Consider the following 22,944-nt stretch of genomic DNA (forward strand, 5'->3'; position numbering starts at 1 on the left):
ATATCACTTACAACCAAAAATACTAAGTATCTGATTATTAGCACAAATGGCGTTCCACCCCCTGTTTTTAACAAAGCTTAAAGTATTGACTATCAGCACAAATAGTGTTCGCCCTGTTCCACAATGTTCCACCCGTTCCGATGGAACACCCCAAGCAACTAATATAGCCCAGATGCTATAACCCTATCTTCCCATTCACCAGTTCGATGATCTCGGTTTCCAGCGCTACCGCTTTTCGTTCAATCTCCTTACCCCGGTAAATTATATCTACTACATAATCTTTATCCTTATAACCCGAAGCGTTGATCTTTACATTCATGAAAGCGCCCAATACGGCTGTACGTGCACAAAGTGCAGCAACACCTGCATCGGTTATGGAATTAGGATTACCTGTCAGCACCATTGCTTTTATTACTTCCATACTGTTCAACACTGCCTGCATCACTTTAAAAGGAATCTCGATAGCGTACCTGGTGGCCTCCTGGATCATCTGATCCCTTGCTGCCTTTTCCTCATCGGTTGATTTGGGCAGACTGAATGATTCCATGATCTTATTAAAAGCCGCGGTATCCAGGTCGACCAAACTCAACAGCTCATTTTTGTATTGCTGGGCTTTCTCCGCCCAGTCGCTAAATTCCATCCAGCGACTGTCCCAGCCTTTTTTGTGTGAACTGAGGTTGGCTACCATCCCAGCCAAAGAAGCCCCTAAAGACCCTACATAAGCAGAGATAGAACCACCGCCCGGAGCAGGGCTTTCACTGGCAGTTTCATCAGCAAAATCACTGAGGCTCATACTAATGAGCTTGCTATCAGCCTTATCTTTCAATAGATATTCAATAATGCGTTCTCCGGGAATAAACGGACCAAGCTCATCCAGCCCCATTGATTTTATGGCGATCCTGATCAGTTCCTTTTCGCTTACCCCTACAGAACGTTGTTGCTTGCGCAGGAAATACTTACCCGCATCCAGCATAGCTTTTAACGGAATCAAACCCACCAGCTCGCTGCCCGTAACGCGGATACCGCGCTCATTGGCTTTGGTGCAAACTTCGTCGAAAGCTTTATGCACAGGGGTTACTTCAATATTAGTGAGATTCATGGAGATCTGCGCTATACCATATTCTTCTATGTACCAACCAATAGCTTTTACCGCTTTTAATGAGCCGGGGACAGATTTAGGCTTACCGTTCTCATCCGTTATAATTTTGCCGGTAACCGGGTCATCCTCGCGCAAAACACGGCCGGCCTCGCGTACATCAAAAGCAATGGCGTTTGCCCTGCGGGTTGAGGTAGTATTGAGGTTTACATTATAAGCCACCAGGAAATCGCGGGCGCCTATCACTGTTGCACCACGCTGAACATCATTCTCTACCGGACCAAAATCAGGTGCCCACTCCGGCAGTTTTATCTTCTTGAAAAAGCCTTCATACTCCCCTGCCCTTATTACCGACAGGTTGCTCCGGCTTTTATTGGGTTGTGCATTCTCATACAAATAAACCGGGATCTGCAATTCCTCACCTACCCGTTTTGCCAGTTGCCTGGCGTACTCCGCAGTCTCCTCCATGCTGATATTACTGATCGGTATCAGCGGACAAACATCCGTAGCGCCCATTCTTGGATGCTCGCCCTTCTGCTTGCTCATGTCAATAAGCTCACCGGCTTTTTTAATAGCGCGAAATGCAGCTTCAATCACTTTTGAAGGCTCGCCCACAAACGTTACCACTGTACGGTTGGTGGCTTTACCGGGATCGACGTTCAGTAGTCTCACCCCATCAACCGATTCCACCTCATTGGTGATCTGTTTAATGATATCAAGGTTTACACCTTCGCTAAAATTGGGTACGCATTCTATTAGTTGGTTCATTGATTCACTGTTTTATTAGTTCATTGGTCTTAGCGGCGAGGCCACAAATGCAGAGAGACATTACATTCATCTGTCAACATTTCCTTCCGTCCATACCATTTCAGGTTTTAATTTCCCTTGCTGGTATAATATTTCACGGTAGTCATCGCACGGGTAAGCCTGCATATCGGCAAGTTTACCTTTGTTTAAAATACCACGGTCGTTTAGTTTCAGGGCCTGTGCTGCACGGGCGGTTAGTCCTGCAAAAACCTCGGCAGCACAAAGCTTTTCGCCGGCAGCCATTACCGCGGCTTGCAACAACAAATCGCCCATTGGCGCCGAGCCGGGATTCCAGTCGCTGGCTATGGCAAGGCAGGCGCCGGCATTTAACAGTTTTCGGGCAGGCGCATACAGCATCCCCAAACCCAGCGACGCGCCGGGTAAAGTTACGGCTACGGTATCAGAATTGGCCAATAATTTTATCTCATAATCGCTGCTGGCCTCTAAATGGTCTGCAGAAGCTGCCCGTGCTTTAACAGCCGCTTCGCTGCCACCTGTTGTAAATTGGTCTGCATGAACGGTTAGCTCAAACCCCATTTGTTTGGCTTTAGCCAGGTAGTTTAATGCATCGCTTGTGTTAAACGCGCTTTGTTCTATAAAAATATCAACCCGGTTACTTAAACCTTGTTGTTTTATAACAGGCAGCAGATCATGTAAAACATGGTTTAAATAATCCTGGTGATTACCGTTAAAATCCTTAGGTAACATATGCGCCGCGAGGCATGTGGATATGAGGCTTGCATTTGTTTTATCAGCAGCGGCTTTTATCGCCCGTAACTGTTTTAATTCCGCATCAATACTTAGGCCGTAGCCTGTTTTAACCTCGATGGTGGTCACTCCTTCGGCTAAATGGCGTTGTACCCGTTTTACCAGCAGCGCCGTTAGTGTAGCCTCATCAGCCGCGCGGGTTTGGGTAACCGAATCCCAGATACCACCGCCCGATTGTGCTATTTCCAAATAGGTTTTACCACTGTTACGCATGGCGTAGTCTTTTGCCCGGCTACCGGCGAAACAAATGTGTGTATGGCAATCTATAAAGCCGGGAAGCAACACATGGCGCCCCGTAATTTCTTCTATTTGTGCCAATGGATAGTTTGACCTTAGTTTATTGAAATCATCAACAGTTATGATCAGTCCATCCTCAACCAATACACCTCCTTGCTGGATGATATGCAATTGCTCATCCTTTAAAGCGCCCTTTAATGGCAGCCCTGTTAAAGGAAGTATTTGCGTGAACGGACCTATTAGTTTTTTCATATTAGCTTGTTTCGTCTATTGCACTCGTCATTGTGAGAGCCAAAATCCCGGGACTCTGAAGGGTTAATGACAAATCGGCGAAAGACTCACGAAGTTTTGAAAACTTCGTGAGTCTGGGATTCTCCAACTTGCCATAGGTAGGTACACAGCAATGACGAGTTTTATAAAAGCTTTAAGCCTTTGGCCTTAAGCTTTCGACTTCCTACCACACCTTCAACCCAAACTTATCTGCCCACTCCTCCGCTTTATCATACCCCGCATCGGCATGGCGGAAGATTCCCAAAGCAGGATCATTATATAAAACACGTTTTAAGCAGGTTGCGGCGCGTTCGGTACCATCAGCCAGTACTACCATACCGGCGTGCTGCGAGTAGCCCATACCTACCCCACCGCCGTGGTGAAACGAGATCCAGGTGGCACCACCCGATGCATTGGCCATCAGGTTGAGGAGCGGCCAGTCGGATACGGCATCCGACCCATCCTTCATCGATTCGGTTTCGCGGTTAGGCGATGCTACCGAGCCGCAGTCCAGATGGTCGCGGCCTATTACTATCGGACCTTTTACTTTGCCGCTTGCAACCAGGTCGTTAAATATCAACCCGGCTTTTTCACGCTCGCCCATGCCCAGCCAGCAAATGCGGGCGGGCAATCCCTGGAACGAGATCTTTTCCTGCGCCTTTTTGAGCCAGGTAAGCAATGGTTTATTTTCGGGGAATGCTTCCATCAAGGCCCTGTCGGTTGTGTAAATATCTTCAGGATCGCCCGATAAAGCCACCCACCTGAACGGCCCTTTACCCTCACAAAACAACGGACGGATGTAAGCCGGTGTAAAACCCGGAAAGTTAAAGGCATCTTGCTCGCCGCCTTGTTTGGCAAACTCGCGCAGGTTATTGCCGTAATCAAAAGTTACAGCTCCTTTCTTTTGCAGATGGAGCATAAAGCCAACATGCCTGGCCATGCTTTTTAGCGACAAGCGCTTATATTCAGCAGCATCGCTTTTTCGCAAAGCCGCTGCTTCATCTAAAGATAAACCATTCGGAATATATCCATTCAGCGGATCATGTGCCGATGTCTGGTCGGTTAAAATATCGGGGATAATGTTGTCTTTTAAAAGCCTTTTCAACAGGTCGCCGGCATCGCTTACCAGGCCTACAGATAACGTTTCTTTTTTGCTGATAGCTTCTCTTACCCAGGTGATAGCCTCATCATACGAATAGGTCATGCGATCGATGTATTGGGTATCCACCCGTTTTTGGATCCGGGTTGCATCTACATCTGCACCTAAAAAAACACCACCCGCCATAGTTGCCGCCAATGGCTGAGCACCGCCCATGCCGCCCAAACCGGCGCTCACAATGAGTTTACCCGTAAGGTCGCCATTAAAATGCTGGTTGCCACACTCTACAAATGTTTCATAGGTACCCTGTAAAATGCCTTGCGTACCTATATAGATCCAGCTGCCGGCTGTCATTTGCCCGTACATCATCAGGCCCTTGGCGCGCAATTCATTAAAATGCTCCCAATTGGCCCAAGCAGGTACCAGGTTACTGTTGGCTATCAAAACGCGTGGCGCTTCGGGGTGGCTGCGGATAATGCCTACCGGTTTGCCCGACTGCACCAACAACGAATGATGCTCGTCCAGCTCCAGCAGCAGCTCAATGATTTTCCTCAGCGACTCCGGGTTACGGGCGGCCTGGCCAATGCCGCCGTAAACCACCAGTTCATCAGGATTTTCGGCTACCTGGCCATCAAGGTTATTAAGCAGCATCCTTAACGGTGCCTCCGTTTGCCAGCTTTTGGCGTGCAATTGCATGCCACGTGGTGCTTTATACACCGGGTGGCTGGCGTAGGTTTTAATAAATTCCGAACTCGTCATGGCTGAGGTTTATATGGTTATTAACGGCTGCACTATTGGCCGTTGCCAAAAATGAACCATCGGTAATAATTTGATATAACTGGTTGATGTCATCCGCGAAAACACGGTCGTCCTGTATAAATGGCACGTGCTGCCTCACGTATTTATGAAGTGCCTCTATAACCGGCGTCGATTTTAATGGTCTTCGGAAATCCATAGCCTGCGACGCGTAAAGCAATTCGATGGCCTGGATATACTCTATGTTATCAATAACCATATGCAGCTTACGTCCGCTGATGGAACCCATGGATACGTGATCCTCCTGCCCCAATGAAGTAGGCACACTATCGGCACTGGCCGGGAAGCACAGGGTTTTATTTTCGGTAACCAGCGCGGCAGTAGTATACTGGGGTATCATGAGGCCCGAATTTAGCCCGGCATCATGGGTGAGCAATTTGGGTAAACCGTAACGACCTTCGCTCATAAGATAGCATCGTCGATCTGCAATATTACCCAGCTCGGCAGCGGCAACTGTAGCATAATCAAGCGGCAGGGCCAATGGCTGCCCGTGAAAATTACCCCCGCTGATGGTATCATCGGCACTAAAAATAACGGGGTTATCGGTAACAGAGTTCAGCTCAATTTCCGTGAGTTCTTTTAAATGAAGCCATGCATTGCGGGATGCTCCATGCACCTGTGGCATACAACGTAACGAGTATGGGTCCTGCACCCTATTGCAATTTAAATGCGATGTATTGATTTCTGATCCGTTTAATAAAGTAAACAGGCGTTTTGCTACCAACTGGATACCCTTGAACGGCCTGAGCGCATGGATACGTGAATCAAATGGCCTTGTAGACCCCATCAAGCCTTCTAATGACATAGCACCTATCAGGTCGGCCCGGTTCAATGCATCATTAAGCCTTTGTACCGCTTTTATAGCAAAGGCTAATATAAACTGCGTACCATTGATTAACGCAAGCCCTTCTTTAGGGCCTAACACTAATGGTGGCAAATTGCTATTTTTTAATACTTGGGCGGCGGGCTTTCTTTCGCCTTGCTCATAAACCTCACCCAAACCAATTAACGGCAAAAATAAGTGCGCCAGTGGAGCCAGATCGCCTGAAGCACCTACAGAACCTTTTTCGGGAACGACGGGGATAATATTGTTATCGATATGCCAGATGATGCGATCCAATGTTGCAGGTGCCACGCCAGAGAAACCCTGGGCCAATGCCTGAACTTTGGTGATCAGCATCAGCTTAGCAATTTCCTGCGGGATGGGTTTGCCTACACCAACGCTATGGCTTTTGAGGATATTACTTTGAAGCAGGCTGGTATCAGCCTCAGAAATGTGCGTATCACACAGCGGACCAAAACCTGTATTGATCCCGTAAACCGGCTTTTGGGCATGTACAATTCTTGCTACCTCGCCCCATGAAGCACGGATAGCTTTATCGGCATCAGCATTAATAATACCTTTGATTTTACCGGCTGCAAGATCAAGGCAAATACCGATAGTTAAATGGTTACTTCCATAATTGAATGTACTATTCATGATGGGCGGATTTTAGTTCGGTTACTAATTTTTCGCTAATACGTTCTGCAAGGTTAACCGATCGAAATGTTTTTTCGAGCGCGGTTATGGCTGGGAGTAATTGTTTCGATGATGTATCATTATCGATGAGTTCGGTCATTGCCTTACCGATCGCCTCCCACATAGGCAGGATCTGTGCCAACAGCTTACGGCCGCTATCGGTTAAAGTTACCAGCTGCCTGCGGCCATCATCGGCACAGGTGGCACTGGTAACCAGTCCACGATTTTTTAAATTGGTAATAAGCTGACTGGCCGCCGGGTGCGAAACCTCTATCTGCTCGCTTAGTTCCTTTATAGATAAAGCATCATTCTTCGACAATAAATAAAACACCGGAAACCAGCTGGCATCAAAATCAATCCCCTCATTTTGGTAGGCACGGTTAATTTCGGCCAAAAAAGCTTCACTCAATCGCCTTAACCTACTACCCAATACCAAATAACCCAGGCTTTGATATAAATTCATAGTGCAATTTATATAAGTACTTATATAATTGCAAATGTTTTGGGAAAGAAATTTTCAGGGATTAAAAAAGACAGGTGAAAACATTCGCATTAAACTAAAAACCAGCCCAATAAAACTTGCGAAGCCAACACCGCGCCAAATGAAACCCATTTATTGAAAAGATATTAACGCCCTATAAACAGGTATTTTTAATTCGACATCATACGCACCTATTTAAAATATGCGTATATTTACTTTATGAAAACAAGACTTAATTTGACGATAGAAGAGAGTTTGCTGGAAAAGACAAAAATATATGCCCAAAAACAGCACATTAGTATTTCTGAGTTAGTGGAGGGCTATTTTAAAAATTTGACCAAAGTTCCAAAACAAAAAAATATTATTGATCTTGTTGAGCAACTCTCTCCACCAGATATTGACCCAAATGCAGATTTAAAAGAACTTTATTACCAAAATCAGGCAAAAAAATATGGCATCTAAAATATTTCTGGATGCCAACATACTGCTCGACTTTATCCTTAAACGTGAAGATCATTACAAAGAGGCTGCACAAGTTATGAACTTGGTTGTAAATAACAAGGTTCAAGCATTTATCACATCATCGGTTTTGCATATTGCAGGTTACTGGATTGGTAAGGCTTACGGTAATGTTAAAGCAAAAGAAATCCTTTTAACTTTGTTATTTGATGTTGAAGTTATTGATATTCCGCACCAGGTTGTACTATCTGCTTTGCACTCTAAAATCGATGATATTGAAGATGCTCTTCAATACTATACGGCCATTCATCACAAGTTAAACTACTTTATATCCCGGGACAAAAAACTAAAAAAAGACAGTATTGCTGTATTGCCTGTTTATATGCCCCAAGAATTTTTAAGCATTTTTATTTAATGATTTTAGAAGTAGAAGAAGAATTTATTATTGGCGAGGACACGTTTTTGGATAGTGTAACGCCTGCAAAATCTCATGGCGTTGTTTTTGAAGATGACTTAACTACAGGATATTTTTACGCGATAGGAAAACTGCCCGGCCAGGAAATTCTTGATGCCCTGCATATTTACAATGTTGCCGATGTAACCGATAAAGCCAGGCTCTGTAATATTAAAATAGCATGGACGGATGACTGGCAGTTTGCTTCCTTATTAATCAATAACTACTGCCACGCCATATTTGATTTTAAAAACCAAACAGGCTATTCGCGGAATGCTTTCCCCTCCAGTAATGGCAAATGGAAAACTGACAATGAACGAACCGTGTTGACGGACAAATTAATAGAGGAGTTGCTGATAGGAAAATAAGCTTTCCTCACTCCCGTGCCCGCTTCAATTCCCGCAGCATCATCGCGTAATCCATTCGCCTTACCATAGCGTTTATGGTACTGGCAATACGGTTGGCTCGGGTTGCATCGGTTTTGGCGCTATCTATCCATTTTATAAAATAACCGCGGTGGCTTTCGGCCAGGCTGTTAAAAAAGGCTTCACCTTCGGGTTCGTATTCAAAGCATTCCAATAGGTCGGCAGGTATGGTAAATTTAAAGTCGTCGTCGGGTTCCAATTGTACTTTGAGCATGGCACCCCGGCCTTTGTGCAGCAATTTGCAGATCTCGCGCTTTAGCGCCATTATAAAATTGCCTTCACCCATAGGCATCAACGCCATACCACGAACCTGCAGGTTATCCAGTTTACCCTTTACCCTGAAAGATTTTTTATTCCCGGGTTTCATTTCCTGGGCAATATCGGCCGGGATTTCAATATAGGTCCACCCCGTTTTTTCGCCCTGTTCAGCAAATTGCAAAATAATGGTATTAAAGTCGACCATATTATGTGTTTATGATATTTCTGTTGCTAAATATTTAATAAAAAATACCAATTGTTAAATGTTTGTTAAATCGTATAAATCCCTTGATTCTCCTGTAACGAATGGAATACTGCTGCTGTCTTATAGATATAAATTAAAAAATAAATAACCTCAAAAACAACAACGATATGAAAACCTTAAAATCAATAATCGCAGCCTTAGCTTTAGTAATAGTATGCGGTGTAGCAAAAGCAAACGTAACCACAGAAGGCGATAACTTAACCCGCAACTTCGCTATTAATACCTATGTAGATGCCATGACCCGTGGTAAAGTTCAGGGTTTTAGCGATGTGGTAGATCAATCGGCTAAATTCAATCTACTGCGTGGTAAAAACGTTTTAAGCTTTACCAAAGGTGAAATGATTGAATCGATAAAAGCCAATAAAAATACCGAACAAAATTGTACCACCAGCACAACAATAATGGAAAGCAACAGCGATATGGCCGTGGTAAAGGTTGACATGCAGTTTGATGGTTTTGTACGTACCAACTATGTAACTGTAGCTAATACCGGCAAAGGATGGAAAATCACCAACGTTTACAGCGTTTTTAAATAAAGATAGTTTTAGTTTAGTGTTTAAAATGTAAGTAAGTATAGACCCCGCCAGGCGGGGTCTTTTTTATTATTTAAAAAAACACTAATTACACGAATTGATTCGAATTACACGAATTTTAATGAGTACGAATGGTATGAATTATTTCGAATGCACGAATTGGAATCCCTTGAGTTCGTCTGCTACAGGCATTATTGGAAACCATCAAATTAGTGAAATCGGCTTTAACTCGTGAAATTTGTGTTTATTTAGTTTCATGGATTATGTGGTTAATCTTTCTTCATAAAACAAAAATGGCAGCTGGTTTTCGATACCTTTAATTACCCAAACTGCACCCTGCTCTGCATATAATATAATTTTGATGGGCTTGTTTTGTTTTTTTTCTACTTCGGCTAAAACCTGCAGGCATGAGCCACATGATGTTACGGGCTTAGTGAGCATGAACTCATCTGTTTGGGCAGTTACAGCCATACTTTCAACCGGGTCATCAGGATGATTGGCTCCCCAATAAAACAACGCAACCCTTTCGGCACATAAGCCCGAAGGGTAAGCCACATTTTCCTGGTTGCTGCCATAAATAATACGGCCGCTTTGCAGACGTAACGCAGCCCCTACTCTGAATTTTGAGTATGGCGAATGAGAATTTTTTAAAGCTTTAGCTGCCTCAAGGCACAGCTCATAGTCTGGTTTATCCAATTGCTCTATTGAATCGTATTCTTCAAAAGCTATTTTTATTTCGTGCTTAGTCATGACCTCACCCTGCCCTCTCCAAAGGAAAAGGTTCTTTTTAAGTGTTTATATAAAAACTATCCCCCATTCCATTAACGAACGGGGGATACAAGGTAAAGATTATTTTAATACGATAATGGATTTTGCAGGATTCAGCAGAATTATTTTGTCTGAACCTGAATTCATCGAATTAAAGAATTCGCAGAATTTTAGAAGCATTGAATTCTGCGAATTCATTAATTCTAAAAATTCCGGTTCAGAAACTACACTGCAACCGGCAATGCCCCCCCATCGGCCTCTTCGGCAACCAGTGGATTAATGCTTTCGTCATCCTTTTCAACCCTTAAGTTGTTTACAATGTGCATCTGGCGGGTTGGCGTGTTTTTACCCATAAAATATTCCAGCAAGCCTTTAATGTTGGCATCTTTAAGAATCACCGGGTCAAGGCGGATATCTTTGCCTATAAACAAGCCAAACTCATCGGGCGAGATCTCACCTAAACCTTTAAAACGGGTTATCTCCGGTTTGTTTCCCAATTTGGTTATAGCGTTGCGGCGTTCTTCATCGCTGTAGCAATAAATGGTTTCCTTTTTATTCCGCACACGGAATAACGGAGTTTGCAAAATGAACACATGCCCCGCCTTCACCAGATCGGGGAAGAACTGTAAAAAGAAGGTCATGAGCAGCAAACGAATGTGCATACCGTCCACATCGGCATCAGTAGCTATAACTATATTGTTGTAACGCAGCGCGTCCAGACCATCCTCGATATTAAGGGCATGCTGCAGCAGGTTAAATTCTTCGTTTTCGTAAACTACCTTTTTGGTTAGTCCGTAGCAGTTAAGCGGTTTACCCTTTAAGCTGAATACAGCCTGGGTCATTACATCGCGCGATTTGGTGATGGATCCACTGGCCGAGTCCCCCTCGGTAATGAACAGGGTGGTATCCTGGCGGCGCTCGTGGGTATCTTCAAAATGCAGTTTGCAATCGCGCAGCTTACGGTTATGCAGCGAGGCTTTTTTAGCACGCTCATTAGCCAGTTTTTTAATGCCGGCAATATCTTTACGCTCACGCTCTGATTGCAGGATCCGTTTCAGCAAAGCATCGGCAGCAGCGGGATTTTTATGCAGGTAATTATCCAGTTCCTTTTTCAGGAAATCGTTAATAAAACCACGTACCGACGGCCCTTCGGGACCAATATTTTGCGAACCCAGCTTGGTTTTTGTTTGCGACTCAAACACCGGCTCCTGTACTTTAATAGCTATAGCAGCAACTATGGAGGCGCGGATATCCGAGGCATCAAACTCCTTTTTATAAAACTCGCGGATGGTTTTCACTACAGCTTCGCGGAAGGCAGCCTGGTGAGTACCGCCTTGTGTAGTATTTTGGCCGTTTACAAAAGAATAATATTCCTCGCCATATTGCTGCCCATGGGTCATGGCTATTTCTATATCATCGCCTTTCAGGTGAATGATAGGATAGCGCAGTGTTTCTACATCGGTATTTTTTGTCAGCAGATCATAAAGACCGCGCTCCGAGAAATATTTTTGACCATTAAAATTAAGTGTTAAGCCCGAATTAAGGAACACATAATTCCAGATCATGCTGTCTACAAATTCTGGTATAAAGCGGTAATTTCTAAAAATGGTATCATCGGGTATAAAGTTGATAGCCGTACCATTGCGTTGGCTTGTTTCCTTTTCAGGCTCATCTCTAATCAGTTCGCCTTTTGCAAATTCGGCCAGTTTGGTTCGGCCGTCGCGGTACGATTGTACAATGAAGTTGTTTGATAAAGCGTTTACCGCCTTAGTACCCACACCATTCAATCCTACCGATTTCTGGAAGGCCTTGCTATCATATTTACCACCTGTATTTATTTTAGACACGCAATCAATCACCTTACCTAAAGGAATACCCCTACCATAATCGCGTACAGATACTTTATGATCGCTCATATTAACTTCAATAGTGCGGCCCGATCCCATTACAAATTCATCTATGGAGTTATCAATGATCTCTTTAAGCAACACATATACCCCATCGTCATAAGCCGAGCCATCGCCCAGTTTACCAATATACATGCCGGGGCGCAAACGGATGTGCTCTTTCCAATCGAGTGAGCGGATACTATCTTCGCTATAATTAACTGGTTCTGCCATTTATTATGTAGAATTTTTAAATGGGCACAAATTGCACCCAACTGCAAAAATATAGTTTCGGCCTTGAATTGAGCATTCAAAACTGTCAACTTATTAACATTATATTACCTGGGTTTAAACTGGAGGCAGTTACTGGCCCTGTCAATGTTCCTGAAAAATTCCGGATCTTTTTCATTCGTAAAACATACGGCCGTGATGGTACCTGTATGGTTGCGTTGCAGGGTGATGAGCAGAGCGTATTTGTAATGCTTTGTTTCGGGCAAATCAAGCAGGTTAAGCAGGTATGATTTTCCTGCATCTGCCCTGTAACGGGCCAATACATTTGCGGGGATAGCGCGAATAAAATTATCCATCTCGCCGGTAAATGCCGCGGCTTGTGCTTTTCCCATTTTAAGGTATGACGAATCGGGATTTTCCTGCTCGTGGTTACGCTCGTAACTAAGCCAGTTTTGCTTTAATGATTTTACCTGGAACCATATCTCAAAATCCTGACCGGGAATTTCCATAGCGTAGTCAAAAGAAAAATCTTCATTATTTATGGCGGGGATCTCTCTAAAGCCTTTGGGAAAGGTAAAGCTTACGTTGGCCTGGGCCAAGAGCTTCAAAAATTCGTTAAACTGGCGGGTTCCATTAACCTGCTTTAAAGCAGGCGCGGGTTTTCTTTTAGGTTTAGCCAAATACCTGGACTTCTTTACCTGAGCTGTCACATCGGTAAGGCATAGTAAAAGCATAACCTGAAGTATGATGCGTTTAAGTTGCTTCACAATAGTTTTAATTATCAGTTGAAACCAGGGGATGTTCCTACATGTAATTTTATAAAAATAGAAGCACAAATCAAAATTAATTGAAATTTTAAAATTTAAACAACTAAGTTAATATCAGCTGCTTGCCTTCGATAAATAGTTTTATAAACGCATTTCCATCATTTTTATTGATGGATGTGAAACATCGGCATAAAAATACCGTATCTAAGTTGCTTTATAAATTTTGTTACTAATTTAGTTTCGATACAGATAAAAAAGCAAAAGCTGTTAGTTCAAATTCATGATACCAACAAATTCATGATACCAACAACTATAAAATATAAGAACACATGAGATACCAGGACATTCCACTTATTAATAATGAAGCTTTACATAATTTTGAATTAATTATTGAAGGCAATCGGGCATTTATTGATTACAAACTAAAAGGCGATAAGATCTACCTGATTCATACTGAAGTACCCGAAGAAATGGAAGGCATGGGTATTGCTGCCGCTCTGGTCGAAAAAACATTTAATTATATAGAGAATAATCACCTTAAAATGGTACCTCTTTGTGTTTATGTAGCAGCATTTTTAAAACGCCATCCCGAATGGAACCGATTACTGGCTGTACAAGTATAATTTAAGCCATATGTTTTTATTTTATTTGATGACTATTGCTAAGTATGATACATTACTTTAGTATAAAATATTTATATGCTCGCAAAATTATTTCGAAACCTGGTTGATTTTTCGCCCAAATTGAGTTTGCGGCTTTGGCAACTATTTTATGAGTTTGTAGCCCAAAGGTTTAAAAAACTAACCAACTGGAAGTATATGAATTATGGTTTTGCAGATACCCAGGGCAAAGTAACCGATGATTTTGATACACTAAGTGAAAACCTTTACCAGCATTTATTCAGCAAGGCCCAGCTTACCGGTAAAAACATTCTTGAAATTGGCTGTGGCCGTGGCGGTGGCTGCGAACTGATGCTGGCTCATCAGCCTAAAATGGTAACCGGGCTTGATTTTTCTGAAAACGTGATCAGCTTTTGTAAACAAACCTATCAGCAGCCTAATTTAAATTTTATAGCCGGCAATGCAGAAAGTTTACCATTTGATAATAATAGTTTTGATATCATTGTTAACCTGGAATCATCGCACTGCTATGGTAACCGCGGCAATTTCTTTAAAGAAGTGGCGCGTACACTTAAGCCTGGAGGGTTTTTTTTATATGCCGATTTTATGGGTCGCGTACATTATCCAAAACGACCGGCCCAGCTAACTGAATGTGGATTGAAAGTTATAACAGAACAGGATATTACACCCAATGTGCTGCTGGCCATGGAACTGAGCGCACCTTATAAGGAAGCCATGATCAAAAAAAATGTGATTAAACCCTTTCGTAAACCCATTAATGATTTCGTAGGCGTTCCCGGGTCAAATATTTATAATAAGTTTAACAGCGGCGAAACTATTTATTTTTCGATGCTGTGCCAGAAGGGCGAGTAAGTGGGTGTTTGATTGAGTTCGACAGTAATATGTTTAACCTGAATCTTGTTCCCGGTAACACTTTACCGATTTATAAATTACACCAATAAGTCCATTTGATAACCAACTGCCTGTTTTTGATGGTATAGGGCGATGGTATGGAATTATCGCCATAAACAATAAATAAATCCGATGCCGGTTTGTACCGCCATTGCAGGCGTACATTGGTATTCATGTTTTTTACCTGTCCGTTGTACTGTACGTAAGTGGTAAAATAAAGTGTATTGCTCAGGGTAATATCTGCCTTTGGGCCAATTAGCCAAAAACTGGTATTGCCATAGGGTTGCGGCAGCCTAAGGTTAATGTACGAGCTGTTTACTGCCAGGTTAACATAAGGCTGAAACCGGTAACCCAACTGCCCGGTTATGCTTGTACGGTTGCCATCCAGGTAATATCCACCGTGCAGGGCATCAATCAAATAAGTAAATAAAGCCTGTGGCTTGGATGTAAACTGTACATCAAGTGTTTGCCAATGGTGTTGTGAGCCAACAGCCAGGGGTGTTTTGCCGGTATTGGTAGGATCAAAAGGCACCAGCAGCTTTATATAAGTATCAATACCAGATACCGAAAACGTATTGCGGTTGCGCAGGGTCATCAAATAAGTTAGGTTACTCTCATTATCTGTACGCTTAAAGTTTTCGTTGAAGTAGTAATTACTGGTTAATTGAATCCCATGAATCAGCACATCGCCCCCTTTAGGGAAAAAGTTATGCAATATCAACGGACTTATCTTATTATACCCAACGCGTGGCACATACCCAACACCGGCGGTATAATTTTTACCAACATACTCATCCTGTAAATAAAGTGTCCAATATTTACTTAGGTATTGCAGGTGGGCAGCGGCTACTATGTCGTGTCCCTTTACGCCGGGTGCAAACGACTTTAATCCCAAAAGTTTACCTGTCCACAAATTACTTGGCGATGCCAGGTTATACTCCATGCCAATGTTGCGATTATAGGTACTTCCAGGCGTTGCAGTACCCGTCGCATCTTTATTAATGAACATAAAAGCTATGTTCGACCGGCCGAACATTCTTCGTTGCAGGGTAAGCACACCATAGTTTTGCGCAGGTTGTGAAGCATCATTCGCTTCTCCGGTTTGGATATCCATTAGCCCAACACGCCAATCCCGGTCAATTTTACCGGTGAGCCTTGTACCAAACCTAATAGGCGCATTTAACCCGATACGCCTTGAAAAAAATGGACGGATATCGGCATAGCCAAAATTGGCGAACAGATCGCCATTCTCTAAAAAAAACTGGCGCTTCTCAGGAAAAAACAACTCATACCGGTTAAGGTTAATTACCTGCTGATCTACATCCACCTGCGAAAAATCGGGGTTCACTGTCAGATCAAGATTTAAAGATGATGTGAGGCCAATTTTGGCATCACCGCCAAAATCCTTTCGCCAGTCGGTTTTGGTTTTAGCAGTATAGTCTTTTGATATTCCTCCAAGCGCGTATGGAATAATGGAGATATTAGTACCGGCATCCGGCGGCAATTCGTCCCAAACCAATGAACCTGTGTATGCCAGCGATGCAGTTGGGAACTGCCTTGGCACCGGCGCCCAGCTTGATTTTTCGGTGGTTTTTAAATCATTGCGGCTAAAGTTGATACCCCACAAACCTACACCTTTTTTATAGCGAATGCTTTTAAACGGAATAGCGGCTTCAAATACCCACCTATCAGGATAGTTCTTCACCACCGATGTCCATTTGTTATCCCAGCTCAGGTCAACTTTGCCACCTTCGTACATGGTGCCATCCCACTGGGCTCCGGCGGCATTTGCCCCAAAACTAAAACCATCGGTACGGGCATCAAATGGATCAATAAAAACCAGGAAGTTATCGTTTTTCTGAAAATTAAAATCACGTTTAAGCGACTCAACCATGTATTCGCCTGTGTCGGCAGTATAACAAACTGCTATAAGGTAAAGATTATTGTTATCAAAGGTCATCCTTACCTCGGTATGCACTTTGGCAAGGCTGGTATCCATAGGCGTCACCATGAAAAAATTATTGGCAGAATCTGCCTTGAGCCAGGCATCATCCATAACACCGTCAATAGTAATGGGCGATGCAGCCCTGCGAATGTGGTATTGATACCCCGCATTCTTTTTTTGAGCTGATGAAGAAAAACACAAAAAGCATAAACCCGGCAGCAATAAAATTTTTAATAGTAAAGCCGGTTTTATGCCCTTCAATTTTTAATAGTTTAAATTAGTGAGAAGTTTAAACATGCCTCAGCCCGCATTTTATTGCAGGCTGAGACATGTTTTTGTTCCGAAAGATAATAATTACATATTAATCACTAAAGCTTTACCTGCATATTTAATTATTTTATCAGCTTTGGCTGTTAGTTCAACATCCGATCCGTGCGATCCTTTCACCATTACGATATTGAAAGTGCGATTTTTAAGCATGCCCGGGAAATGACCTTTTGTATCAGAGATCGTCAGTTTACGGGTTTTATCATTCCAATTGAAGGTAAAGGTTGCAAACTGGCCTTTTTCGTAATTGTAATTATCGTTCTCATCTTCATAAAACCTGAATGTACCATCGGCACCAGGATATATTCTCAATTCAATATTGTCAGCCGGTTTCTCCGTAGCATATTCCATATGCGGTCCCATCGGGATTATAGAACCTGCTTTTACGTATAAAGGTAAAATCTCGATAGGTGCAGCAGCGCTAATGGTTTGGCCCCCATCCAATACTTCACCATTCCAGAAGTTATACCATTTGGTACCTGCTGGCAGGTAAACCTGACGGGCCTTGGCTTTTTTGTCGGCATCAGCAGAAGTGTATAATTGCTCGGTAACAGGGTTAACCATAAATGCCGGACCAAACATGTACTGATCTGGTATACTGTAAACCTTATTGTCGTTCCTGAAATCGAATGGTAAGACACGCATCATGGTATAGTTTTCGGTAGTTGAACGACCAGCCAATGAGTAAATGTAAGGGAGTAAACGGTAACGCAGCTTATCAAAATTTAACAGTATGGCTTTGGTATTGTCATCCCAGTTTGAGCTAAACAATGCGCGCTCGCCTTTACCGTGGATACGGAAGATAGGACTAAATGCCCCAAACTGAAACCAACGGGTAAACAGTTCGCGCTTGTCGGGCTGCGACCAATCGGCAGCTTTCCAATGAAAATGGTAGCCACCGATATCTGATGTCCAGTAAGGCAAACCAGATGCGCAGGCATTTATGCCCTGTGGTACCTGGTTCTTGAAATCTTTAAAAGTACACTCAATATCACCCGACCATAAGGTTGATGCATTACGCTGTTCGCCGGCAAATGATTGCCTTACTAAAAAGAATGCGCGCTTGTTGGGGATATCCCTGCGCCAGCCTTCATAAACGCCTTTGGTATGCTGCAATGAATAAGTGTTAAAATAATCAATACCCTTACCAATGCTGAAATTGCTTTGGCGGCGGGCATCCTGTAGGGCACCATTATCCGGCTCGCACTGATCAATCCACCAGGCATCAAAACCATAGCGTTTAACCAGGCTGTCGCGCGCCTGTTGCCAGTAAAGTTCGCGGGCTTTGGGGTTATGGGCATCGTAATAAGTATCAAAAGTATGGGTAACTACGTTATCCCAGGTAATATCTGTTAAGCCACCCATTTTTTCTAAAGCATCATAATTTGGTGTGCCTTTGCCAAATACCGGCCATATCGAGATCATGGCATGAATGTTTGCCTTGTGCAATTCATCAACCATTTGTTCTGGGTGCGGATAACGTTCGGGTTTCATCACGTGCGAGCCAATTGGCAACGGATCCCAGTAATACCAATCCTGCACAATCACATCAACCGGGATATGATTGTTACGGTAATTATCTTTTACACCAATGATCTCTTTTTCGCTCAAATACCTATCCTGCGATTGGAAAAGCCCGAAAGCCCATTTACCAAACATTGGCGCACGGCCGGTTGCTATGCGATAAAGATCGATGATATGATCAAACGTTGGACCATAGAAAAAGAGGTAATCAACCTGTTTACCACTTTCAGATACGTATTTGAATTTAGTATTACTGGCTTCGGCACCATAAAAGTTAGATGCCGAATAATTATCCCAAAGTAAGCCATATCCCTTGGTTGATAACAATACCGGGATAGCGCCGGTAAGATACTTTATCAGCAACTCCTGGTTGCGGCCTTTATAATTGATGGATAAAGAATCAAGCGGATGACAGCCCAAACCATACAATGCCTCGTTTGATGGAGAGGTGAATTGTGTACTTACATTATAGGTGCTGATACCGGCGATGGTTGCCGGGGTTATGGTTTTATTCTCGCTATCCTCAGCAGTGATAACTTCACCTTTTAAATTGGTATAGGTGATGGCGTTGGTAGCCTTATCTACCTTTATTTTTAATTTTGCCGTTGAAATTACCACCTCGGTTTTGGTTTCGGTAACCTGGTAAACAGTTGGCGTTTTCCAACCATTAACCACTACCAATGACGGTTTGGTTTCAAAAGCATTAAAGATGGTATACTTTACTTCAATGATATCATCCCTACGTACAAGTACTTTCATCAGGCCTTTATCTAAGGAAAAAGTAACACCATCTGCACCTTTTTTAAAGGATTTAATGGTAGCATTTGCAGGTATTGTTGCCATACCTCCTGCAAGCAAAAAAATCAACGCAATCGATTGTTTTATTTTTGCATTTAAGGTGAATAATTTTTTAAACATATTGAACAGCAGTAAATTGGTTTATAAGTAAGTGTAAGATTGACACCCGTTTTGAAAACGTGAATATAGTTACTTTTTTTTAATGGAGAAAAATATTTCTGCGGAGCTATTACGGGAACAATAAACATCTTGTTATCCAAAGCGAATTATGCCTACAAATAAGCGTGCAAACGAATAAATAACCAAATCACTACGCATGGCAAAAAGAAAAGAACTTGGAGGTTATTGCTTTTGCAAACACCAGGTGGTCATACAACGCAGGTTTTGTACGTTGGTAGTTTTTATTGGTTCATAAAGCGTGGCATTTAATTCATGCGTGTAACGCAGCAGGATATCTTCATTTACCAGGAAACGTTCTGAACCATCGGGTAACAGGTAGCGGCTATTGCCTGTTGCAATCACTAATTCTTCTATACCAATGTCTGATGCCAGTCTGGCAAACAGGTACCCACCCGGCTTTAGCACCCGCCATAAAGAGCGCAACATGCTGTCAAAATGCAACTCATTTTTTGCAAAGTGCAATACAGCACTACATATCACCAGGTCAAAAAAACTATCAGAAAAAGGCATATCTTCTACTCCTGAAACGCTAAAATTATCTAAAGAATTTTCGGGCGATAATGACGCTGATAATTGTTTTATCGTCTCAATAGCCGCGGTACTTTGATCAACCCCATAAACCTCATATCCATTCTGCAGAAAATATACAAGGTTACGCCCGGCACCACACCCGGCATCGAGTATGATTTTGCTATTATCAAATCGGCCTTTTAATAGTTGATCGAACAGGTAAATATCAATATAGCCAAAAGTTTGCTGAAGGTTATTTTGCATAGGTGAAATTAATGCTTTTTAAGGACTCCCCGAATCTGTTGGTTGAAACCAATAACAATAACTTAACTTCAAATGGTTTTAACCTAAGGCATTCCACTTTTTACTAACTTTAGTTATGGCAACAGACATGTCTATCTTCATGCAGTTTCTTCGCAGCATCCTGTTGCCTCTACCGGGAGTTACCCAAAAAATGCACTTTGATGACCCTGCCTTTTATGTAAATAACAAGATTTTTGCCAATGTAAAATTAAAGAATGAACTGCTTGCTATTTACACCACCGAGCGTGAAAAATGGATGGCTCTCGATCCACATACCTTTTTTATTACCAATCATTACATTAATTATAAATACATGCTGGTAAGGCTCGAAACTGTATCGCCGGATGATCTTAAAACATTGTTAATTAGCGCTTACCTGGCCCGGGCCACCAAAAAGCTGGCGAACGAGTATGAGGCAATGAGAATAGATGAATAATTATTTGTTATAGCTAACTTGTTACCAAAACACCATATAGGTTTAAAAGTTAAAAAACATACTTTTGCTTTTCCAAACCGCTATATGACAAAATTCTACTTCCCCTTTTTTCTTGTACTCACTTTTGCCATGAATGCAAGTGCACAAACCCAAAAAAATATTCAAAAAGATAGTATTAAACATCTCAATACAGTAACTGTACATGGCTATTTGAGTGAGCAGCCTGTGCTAAGCGTACCCGCTTCGGTAAGTGTGCTGGGTGCGGCGCAACTAAAATTGCAGCCAGATAATTCCTTCGTTACCGCGTTAAACACAGTGCCCGGCATAAGAGCGGAGGAGCGTTCACCAGGCAGTTACCGTTTATCTATAAGAGGTAGTTTACTGCGGTCGCCTTTTGGAGTAAGGGATGTAAAGATCTATTTTGATGAGATCCCGCTTACAGATGCTGGCGGCAATTCTTATTTAAACGCCATTGATATTGGTAGTATAGGGAGTATCGAAATATTAAAAGGGCCGGATGGCAGTTTGTTTGGTGCTAACTCTGGCGGGGTAGTTTTATTAAGCCAGATAAACAGGTATAGCGATAGCAGCTATTTATCTGCTGGAATAAATAACGGCAGCTATGGCTTGTTTCATGAAAAAATCGCCTTGCAGCAACGCTCGGGCAATAACCTGTTTAACATCAACCAAAGTTTCCAAACCTACCATGGATATAGGCAAAACAGCGATATGCATCGTAATTATATACAGCTTGCAGATAAATGGAACTACAGCGGTAAAAATGAATTAACGTTTTTAGGTCTGTACTCTAACCTTGCCTACCAAACGCCCGGAGGTTTAAACCTGGCACAGTTTACAGCTAATCCCCGCCTTGCCCGGCAGCCCACTGCTACTTTGCCCGGAGCAATACAGCAACATATAGGTATAACAACAAAAATGTATTTAGGCGGCCTGGTTAACGAATACTATTTAACCGACCAGGTAAGGAATGTGCTATCGGTATTTGGCAGTCATGTTGATTTCGCCAATCCATTCATCACCAATTATGAGCAGCGCAACGAAAATACTTACGGCCTGCGCACTTATTTTGAGCTGAGTGGTTTACCACATAAGAACCTTAGCTGGAAGGCGAACCTGGGTATAGAGTGGCAACAAACCAATTCGCAGATAAGCAACTATGGCAACAACAAAGGTGTAAAGGATACAACCCAAACCAGCGATAATATCCATACCAATCAGCATTTTATCTTCGGCCGTTACTCGGCAGATATGTTTAAACGCCTGCACCTGGAGGCTGCGTTAAGCTTAAACTGGTACGGTTATGATTTTAAAAATATTTATCCGCTTAACCAAAGTAATTTTACCAACCGCAATTTTACACCGCAGCTGATGCCGCGACTGGCATTATCCTACCAGGTTACAAACAACTTTATCTGGCGGACATCAGTAAGCCGGGGATACTCCACACCAACTACCGCCGAAGTCAGACCAACGGACAATATTGTAAATACTGCATTACAAGCCCAAACCGGGTGGAACTATGAAACCGGTTTCCGCCTGCGCAATCACGATGAAACTTTACTATTAGATGCTTCGGTATTTTACTACCGTATTAACAACGCTATTTTACGCCGTTTAAATGCCAATGAAACCGAGCACTATATAAACGCGGGAGGCACTAATCAGCCTGGCTTTGAACTATCGTTTACCGATTGGCTTATTCGTCAGAATGATACCCATTTTATACGTGGCCTGCAGTTCAATGAAGCGTATACCTACAGTAGATTCACTTTCAGAGATTACACTGTTACTTCTGCTACCTATTCAGGTAATCAATTAACGGGAGTACCCAAACATGTTTTCGTATCAAGCCTGCAACTTAAGTTCCCTGCTGATCTTTCTTTGTTTGCACAGCATAATTATACCTCCAAAATACCACTCAATGATGCCAATACAGTTTATGCCAAACACTATAACCTGCTACAGGCAAGGGTAAGCTGGCAACCGCTTATAGGCCATAAAACCCGTTTAGAGATTTTTGTCGCTGCCGATAACATCCTGAATGAAAAGTACAGCCTGGGTAACGATTTGAATGCTGTGGGTAACAGGTATTATAATGCTTCGCCGTTGAGGAATTATTCGGTTGGGATGAATGTGCGACTGTGACCGCTGATCCTGTCTGAACCGGAACTGTTGAGTTAAAGAATGCTCAGGATTTTACCTAAATTGTTTGTCATTTTTCTGAAATTT

General features: G+C 42.7%; 20 protein-coding genes. 8 read left to right on the plus strand and 12 right to left on the minus strand.

Annotated elements, in window-relative coordinates:
• Positions 1 to 175: 175 nt before the first annotated feature.
• The 5 genes from ftcD to AC1DO4_RS04535 all read right to left on the minus strand — a co-directional run bounded on the left by ftcD (position 176) and on the right by AC1DO4_RS04535 (position 7,075).
• Positions 176 to 1,864, minus strand: coding sequence for a glutamate formimidoyltransferase (gene ftcD / locus AC1DO4_RS04515; protein WP_477413371.1), 1,689 nt, complete (start codon positions 1,862 to 1,864; stop codon positions 176 to 178).
• Between the two features lie 66 nt (positions 1,865 to 1,930).
• Positions 1,931 to 3,160 carry an imidazolonepropionase gene (gene hutI, locus AC1DO4_RS04520; RefSeq protein ID WP_477413373.1) on the minus strand — a complete coding sequence of 410 codons (1,230 nt, stop codon included), beginning with the start codon at positions 3,158 to 3,160 and terminating at the stop codon, positions 1,931 to 1,933.
• A gap of 202 nt (positions 3,161 to 3,362) precedes the next feature.
• Positions 3,363 to 5,036, minus strand: coding sequence for a urocanate hydratase (gene hutU / locus AC1DO4_RS04525; protein WP_477413375.1), 1,674 nt, complete (start codon positions 5,034 to 5,036; stop codon positions 3,363 to 3,365).
• Complete coding sequence (hutH, locus tag AC1DO4_RS04530; protein ID WP_477413377.1) at positions 5,014 to 6,573, minus strand: histidine ammonia-lyase; 1,560 nt, start codon at positions 6,571 to 6,573, stop codon at positions 5,014 to 5,016. Before hutH ends, hutU begins: the two co-directional genes overlap by 23 nt.
• Positions 6,566 to 7,075 (minus strand): MarR family winged helix-turn-helix transcriptional regulator, encoded by a 510-nt coding sequence (locus AC1DO4_RS04535; RefSeq protein WP_477413379.1) that lies wholly within the window; start codon positions 7,073 to 7,075, stop codon positions 6,566 to 6,568. Before AC1DO4_RS04535 ends, hutH begins: the two co-directional genes overlap by 8 nt.
• A 237-nt stretch (positions 7,076 to 7,312) precedes the next feature.
• Between AC1DO4_RS04535 and AC1DO4_RS04540 the strand changes: the two genes are divergently transcribed.
• From AC1DO4_RS04540 to AC1DO4_RS04550, 3 genes are read left to right on the plus strand one after another with little or no spacing between them, the layout of a single operon-like run.
• Positions 7,313 to 7,555, plus strand: coding sequence for a DUF6364 family protein (locus tag AC1DO4_RS04540; RefSeq protein WP_477413381.1), 243 nt, complete (start codon positions 7,313 to 7,315; stop codon positions 7,553 to 7,555).
• Positions 7,545 to 7,967, plus strand: coding sequence for a type II toxin-antitoxin system VapC family toxin (locus AC1DO4_RS04545; protein ID WP_477413383.1), 423 nt, complete (start codon positions 7,545 to 7,547; stop codon positions 7,965 to 7,967). Before AC1DO4_RS04540 ends, AC1DO4_RS04545 begins: the two co-directional genes overlap by 11 nt.
• Positions 7,967 to 8,374: a DUF2251 domain-containing protein gene (locus AC1DO4_RS04550; RefSeq protein ID WP_477413385.1), complete on the plus strand. Its 408-nt coding sequence runs from the start codon at positions 7,967 to 7,969 to the stop codon at positions 8,372 to 8,374. The genes AC1DO4_RS04545 and AC1DO4_RS04550 overlap by 1 nt, the downstream gene beginning before the upstream one ends.
• Positions 8,375 to 8,381: 7 nt before the next feature.
• On the opposite strand, the gene AC1DO4_RS04555 is transcribed toward AC1DO4_RS04550, so the two are convergent.
• Positions 8,382 to 8,894, minus strand: a complete 513-nt coding sequence (locus AC1DO4_RS04555; RefSeq protein ID WP_477413387.1) for a YdeI/OmpD-associated family protein — start codon at positions 8,892 to 8,894, stop codon at positions 8,382 to 8,384.
• 167 nt (positions 8,895 to 9,061) lie between these two features.
• Between AC1DO4_RS04555 and AC1DO4_RS04560 the strand changes: the two genes are divergently transcribed.
• Positions 9,062 to 9,490 (plus strand): nuclear transport factor 2 family protein, encoded by a 429-nt coding sequence (locus tag AC1DO4_RS04560; protein ID WP_477413389.1) that lies wholly within the window; start codon positions 9,062 to 9,064, stop codon positions 9,488 to 9,490.
• A 258-nt stretch (positions 9,491 to 9,748) separates the two neighbouring features.
• Here the strand turns inward: AC1DO4_RS04560 and AC1DO4_RS04565 are convergent, their stop codons facing one another.
• The 3 genes from AC1DO4_RS04565 to AC1DO4_RS04575 form a co-directional block, all read right to left on the minus strand.
• Positions 9,749 to 10,237, minus strand: coding sequence for a cytidine deaminase (locus tag AC1DO4_RS04565; RefSeq protein WP_477413391.1), 489 nt, complete (start codon positions 10,235 to 10,237; stop codon positions 9,749 to 9,751).
• 242 nt (positions 10,238 to 10,479) lie between these two features.
• The gene (locus tag AC1DO4_RS04570; RefSeq protein WP_477413393.1) at positions 10,480 to 12,375 is read right to left on the minus strand and encodes a DNA topoisomerase IV subunit B; all 1,896 of its coding nucleotides are present in this window, start codon (positions 12,373 to 12,375) and stop codon (positions 10,480 to 10,482) included.
• 104 nt (positions 12,376 to 12,479) lie between these two features.
• Positions 12,480 to 13,139 (minus strand): hypothetical protein, encoded by a 660-nt coding sequence (locus AC1DO4_RS04575; RefSeq protein ID WP_477413395.1) that lies wholly within the window; start codon positions 13,137 to 13,139, stop codon positions 12,480 to 12,482.
• 329 nt (positions 13,140 to 13,468) lie between these two features.
• On the opposite strand from AC1DO4_RS04575, the gene AC1DO4_RS04580 reads away from it, so the two are divergent.
• Complete coding sequence (locus AC1DO4_RS04580; protein ID WP_477403347.1) at positions 13,469 to 13,762, plus strand: GNAT family N-acetyltransferase; 294 nt, start codon at positions 13,469 to 13,471, stop codon at positions 13,760 to 13,762.
• Positions 13,763 to 13,837: 75 nt separating this feature from the next.
• Entirely contained in the window at positions 13,838 to 14,632 is a 795-nt protein-coding gene (locus AC1DO4_RS04585) for a class I SAM-dependent methyltransferase (protein WP_477413397.1), read from the plus strand.
• 70 nt (positions 14,633 to 14,702) lie between these two features.
• On the opposite strand, the gene AC1DO4_RS04590 is transcribed toward AC1DO4_RS04585, so the two are convergent.
• The 3 genes from AC1DO4_RS04590 to AC1DO4_RS04600 form a co-directional block, all read right to left on the minus strand.
• Positions 14,703 to 16,877, minus strand: a complete 2,175-nt coding sequence (locus tag AC1DO4_RS04590; protein ID WP_477413399.1) for a DUF5916 domain-containing protein — start codon at positions 16,875 to 16,877, stop codon at positions 14,703 to 14,705.
• A 93-nt stretch (positions 16,878 to 16,970) separates the two neighbouring features.
• Positions 16,971 to 19,385 (minus strand): glycoside hydrolase family 31 protein, encoded by a 2,415-nt coding sequence (locus AC1DO4_RS04595; protein ID WP_477413401.1) that lies wholly within the window; start codon positions 19,383 to 19,385, stop codon positions 16,971 to 16,973.
• Between the two features lie 222 nt (positions 19,386 to 19,607).
• Positions 19,608 to 20,219: a class I SAM-dependent methyltransferase gene (locus AC1DO4_RS04600; RefSeq protein WP_477413404.1), complete on the minus strand. Its 612-nt coding sequence runs from the start codon at positions 20,217 to 20,219 to the stop codon at positions 19,608 to 19,610.
• Between the two features lie 115 nt (positions 20,220 to 20,334).
• Here AC1DO4_RS04600 and AC1DO4_RS04605 point away from each other — a divergent pair, with 115 nt between their 5' ends.
• Together AC1DO4_RS04605 and AC1DO4_RS04610 are read left to right on the plus strand one after the other, a co-directional pair.
• Positions 20,335 to 20,694, plus strand: coding sequence for an MmcQ/YjbR family DNA-binding protein (locus AC1DO4_RS04605; protein ID WP_477413406.1), 360 nt, complete (start codon positions 20,335 to 20,337; stop codon positions 20,692 to 20,694).
• An 84-nt stretch (positions 20,695 to 20,778) separates the two neighbouring features.
• On the plus strand, positions 20,779 to 22,860 hold the full coding sequence (locus AC1DO4_RS04610; protein ID WP_477413408.1) for a TonB-dependent receptor: 2,082 nt from the start codon (positions 20,779 to 20,781) through the stop codon (positions 22,858 to 22,860).
• The last annotated feature ends 84 nt before the right edge of the window (positions 22,861 to 22,944 follow it).

This window comes from Mucilaginibacter sp. P5_A6, from assembly GCF_056400585.1.

Coding starts and splice junctions, on each gene's coding strand:
- ftcD (WP_477413371.1), bottom strand. CDS start 1,864: ATGAACCAACTAATAGAATGCGTACCCAATTTTAGCGAAGGTGTAAAC.
- hutI (WP_477413373.1), bottom strand. CDS start 3,160: ATGAAAAAACTAATAGGTCCGTTCACGCAAATACTTCCTTTAACAGGG.
- hutU (WP_477413375.1), bottom strand. CDS start 5,036: ATGACGAGTTCGGAATTTATTAAAACCTACGCCAGCCACCCGGTGTAT.
- hutH (WP_477413377.1), bottom strand. CDS start 6,573: ATGAATAGTACATTCAATTATGGAAGTAACCATTTAACTATCGGTATT.
- AC1DO4_RS04535 (WP_477413379.1), bottom strand. CDS start 7,075: ATGAATTTATATCAAAGCCTGGGTTATTTGGTATTGGGTAGTAGGTTA.
- AC1DO4_RS04540 (WP_477413381.1), top strand. CDS start 7,313: ATGAAAACAAGACTTAATTTGACGATAGAAGAGAGTTTGCTGGAAAAG.
- AC1DO4_RS04545 (WP_477413383.1), top strand. CDS start 7,545: ATGGCATCTAAAATATTTCTGGATGCCAACATACTGCTCGACTTTATC.
- AC1DO4_RS04550 (WP_477413385.1), top strand. CDS start 7,967: ATGATTTTAGAAGTAGAAGAAGAATTTATTATTGGCGAGGACACGTTT.
- AC1DO4_RS04555 (WP_477413387.1), bottom strand. CDS start 8,894: ATGGTCGACTTTAATACCATTATTTTGCAATTTGCTGAACAGGGCGAA.
- AC1DO4_RS04560 (WP_477413389.1), top strand. CDS start 9,062: ATGAAAACCTTAAAATCAATAATCGCAGCCTTAGCTTTAGTAATAGTA.
- AC1DO4_RS04565 (WP_477413391.1), bottom strand. CDS start 10,237: ATGACTAAGCACGAAATAAAAATAGCTTTTGAAGAATACGATTCAATA.
- AC1DO4_RS04570 (WP_477413393.1), bottom strand. CDS start 12,375: ATGGCAGAACCAGTTAATTATAGCGAAGATAGTATCCGCTCACTCGAT.
- AC1DO4_RS04580 (WP_477403347.1), top strand. CDS start 13,469: ATGAGATACCAGGACATTCCACTTATTAATAATGAAGCTTTACATAAT.
- AC1DO4_RS04585 (WP_477413397.1), top strand. CDS start 13,838: ATGCTCGCAAAATTATTTCGAAACCTGGTTGATTTTTCGCCCAAATTG.
- AC1DO4_RS04595 (WP_477413401.1), bottom strand. CDS start 19,385: ATGTTTAAAAAATTATTCACCTTAAATGCAAAAATAAAACAATCGATT.
- AC1DO4_RS04600 (WP_477413404.1), bottom strand. CDS start 20,219: ATGCAAAATAACCTTCAGCAAACTTTTGGCTATATTGATATTTACCTG.
- AC1DO4_RS04605 (WP_477413406.1), top strand. CDS start 20,335: ATGGCAACAGACATGTCTATCTTCATGCAGTTTCTTCGCAGCATCCTG.
- AC1DO4_RS04610 (WP_477413408.1), top strand. CDS start 20,779: ATGACAAAATTCTACTTCCCCTTTTTTCTTGTACTCACTTTTGCCATG.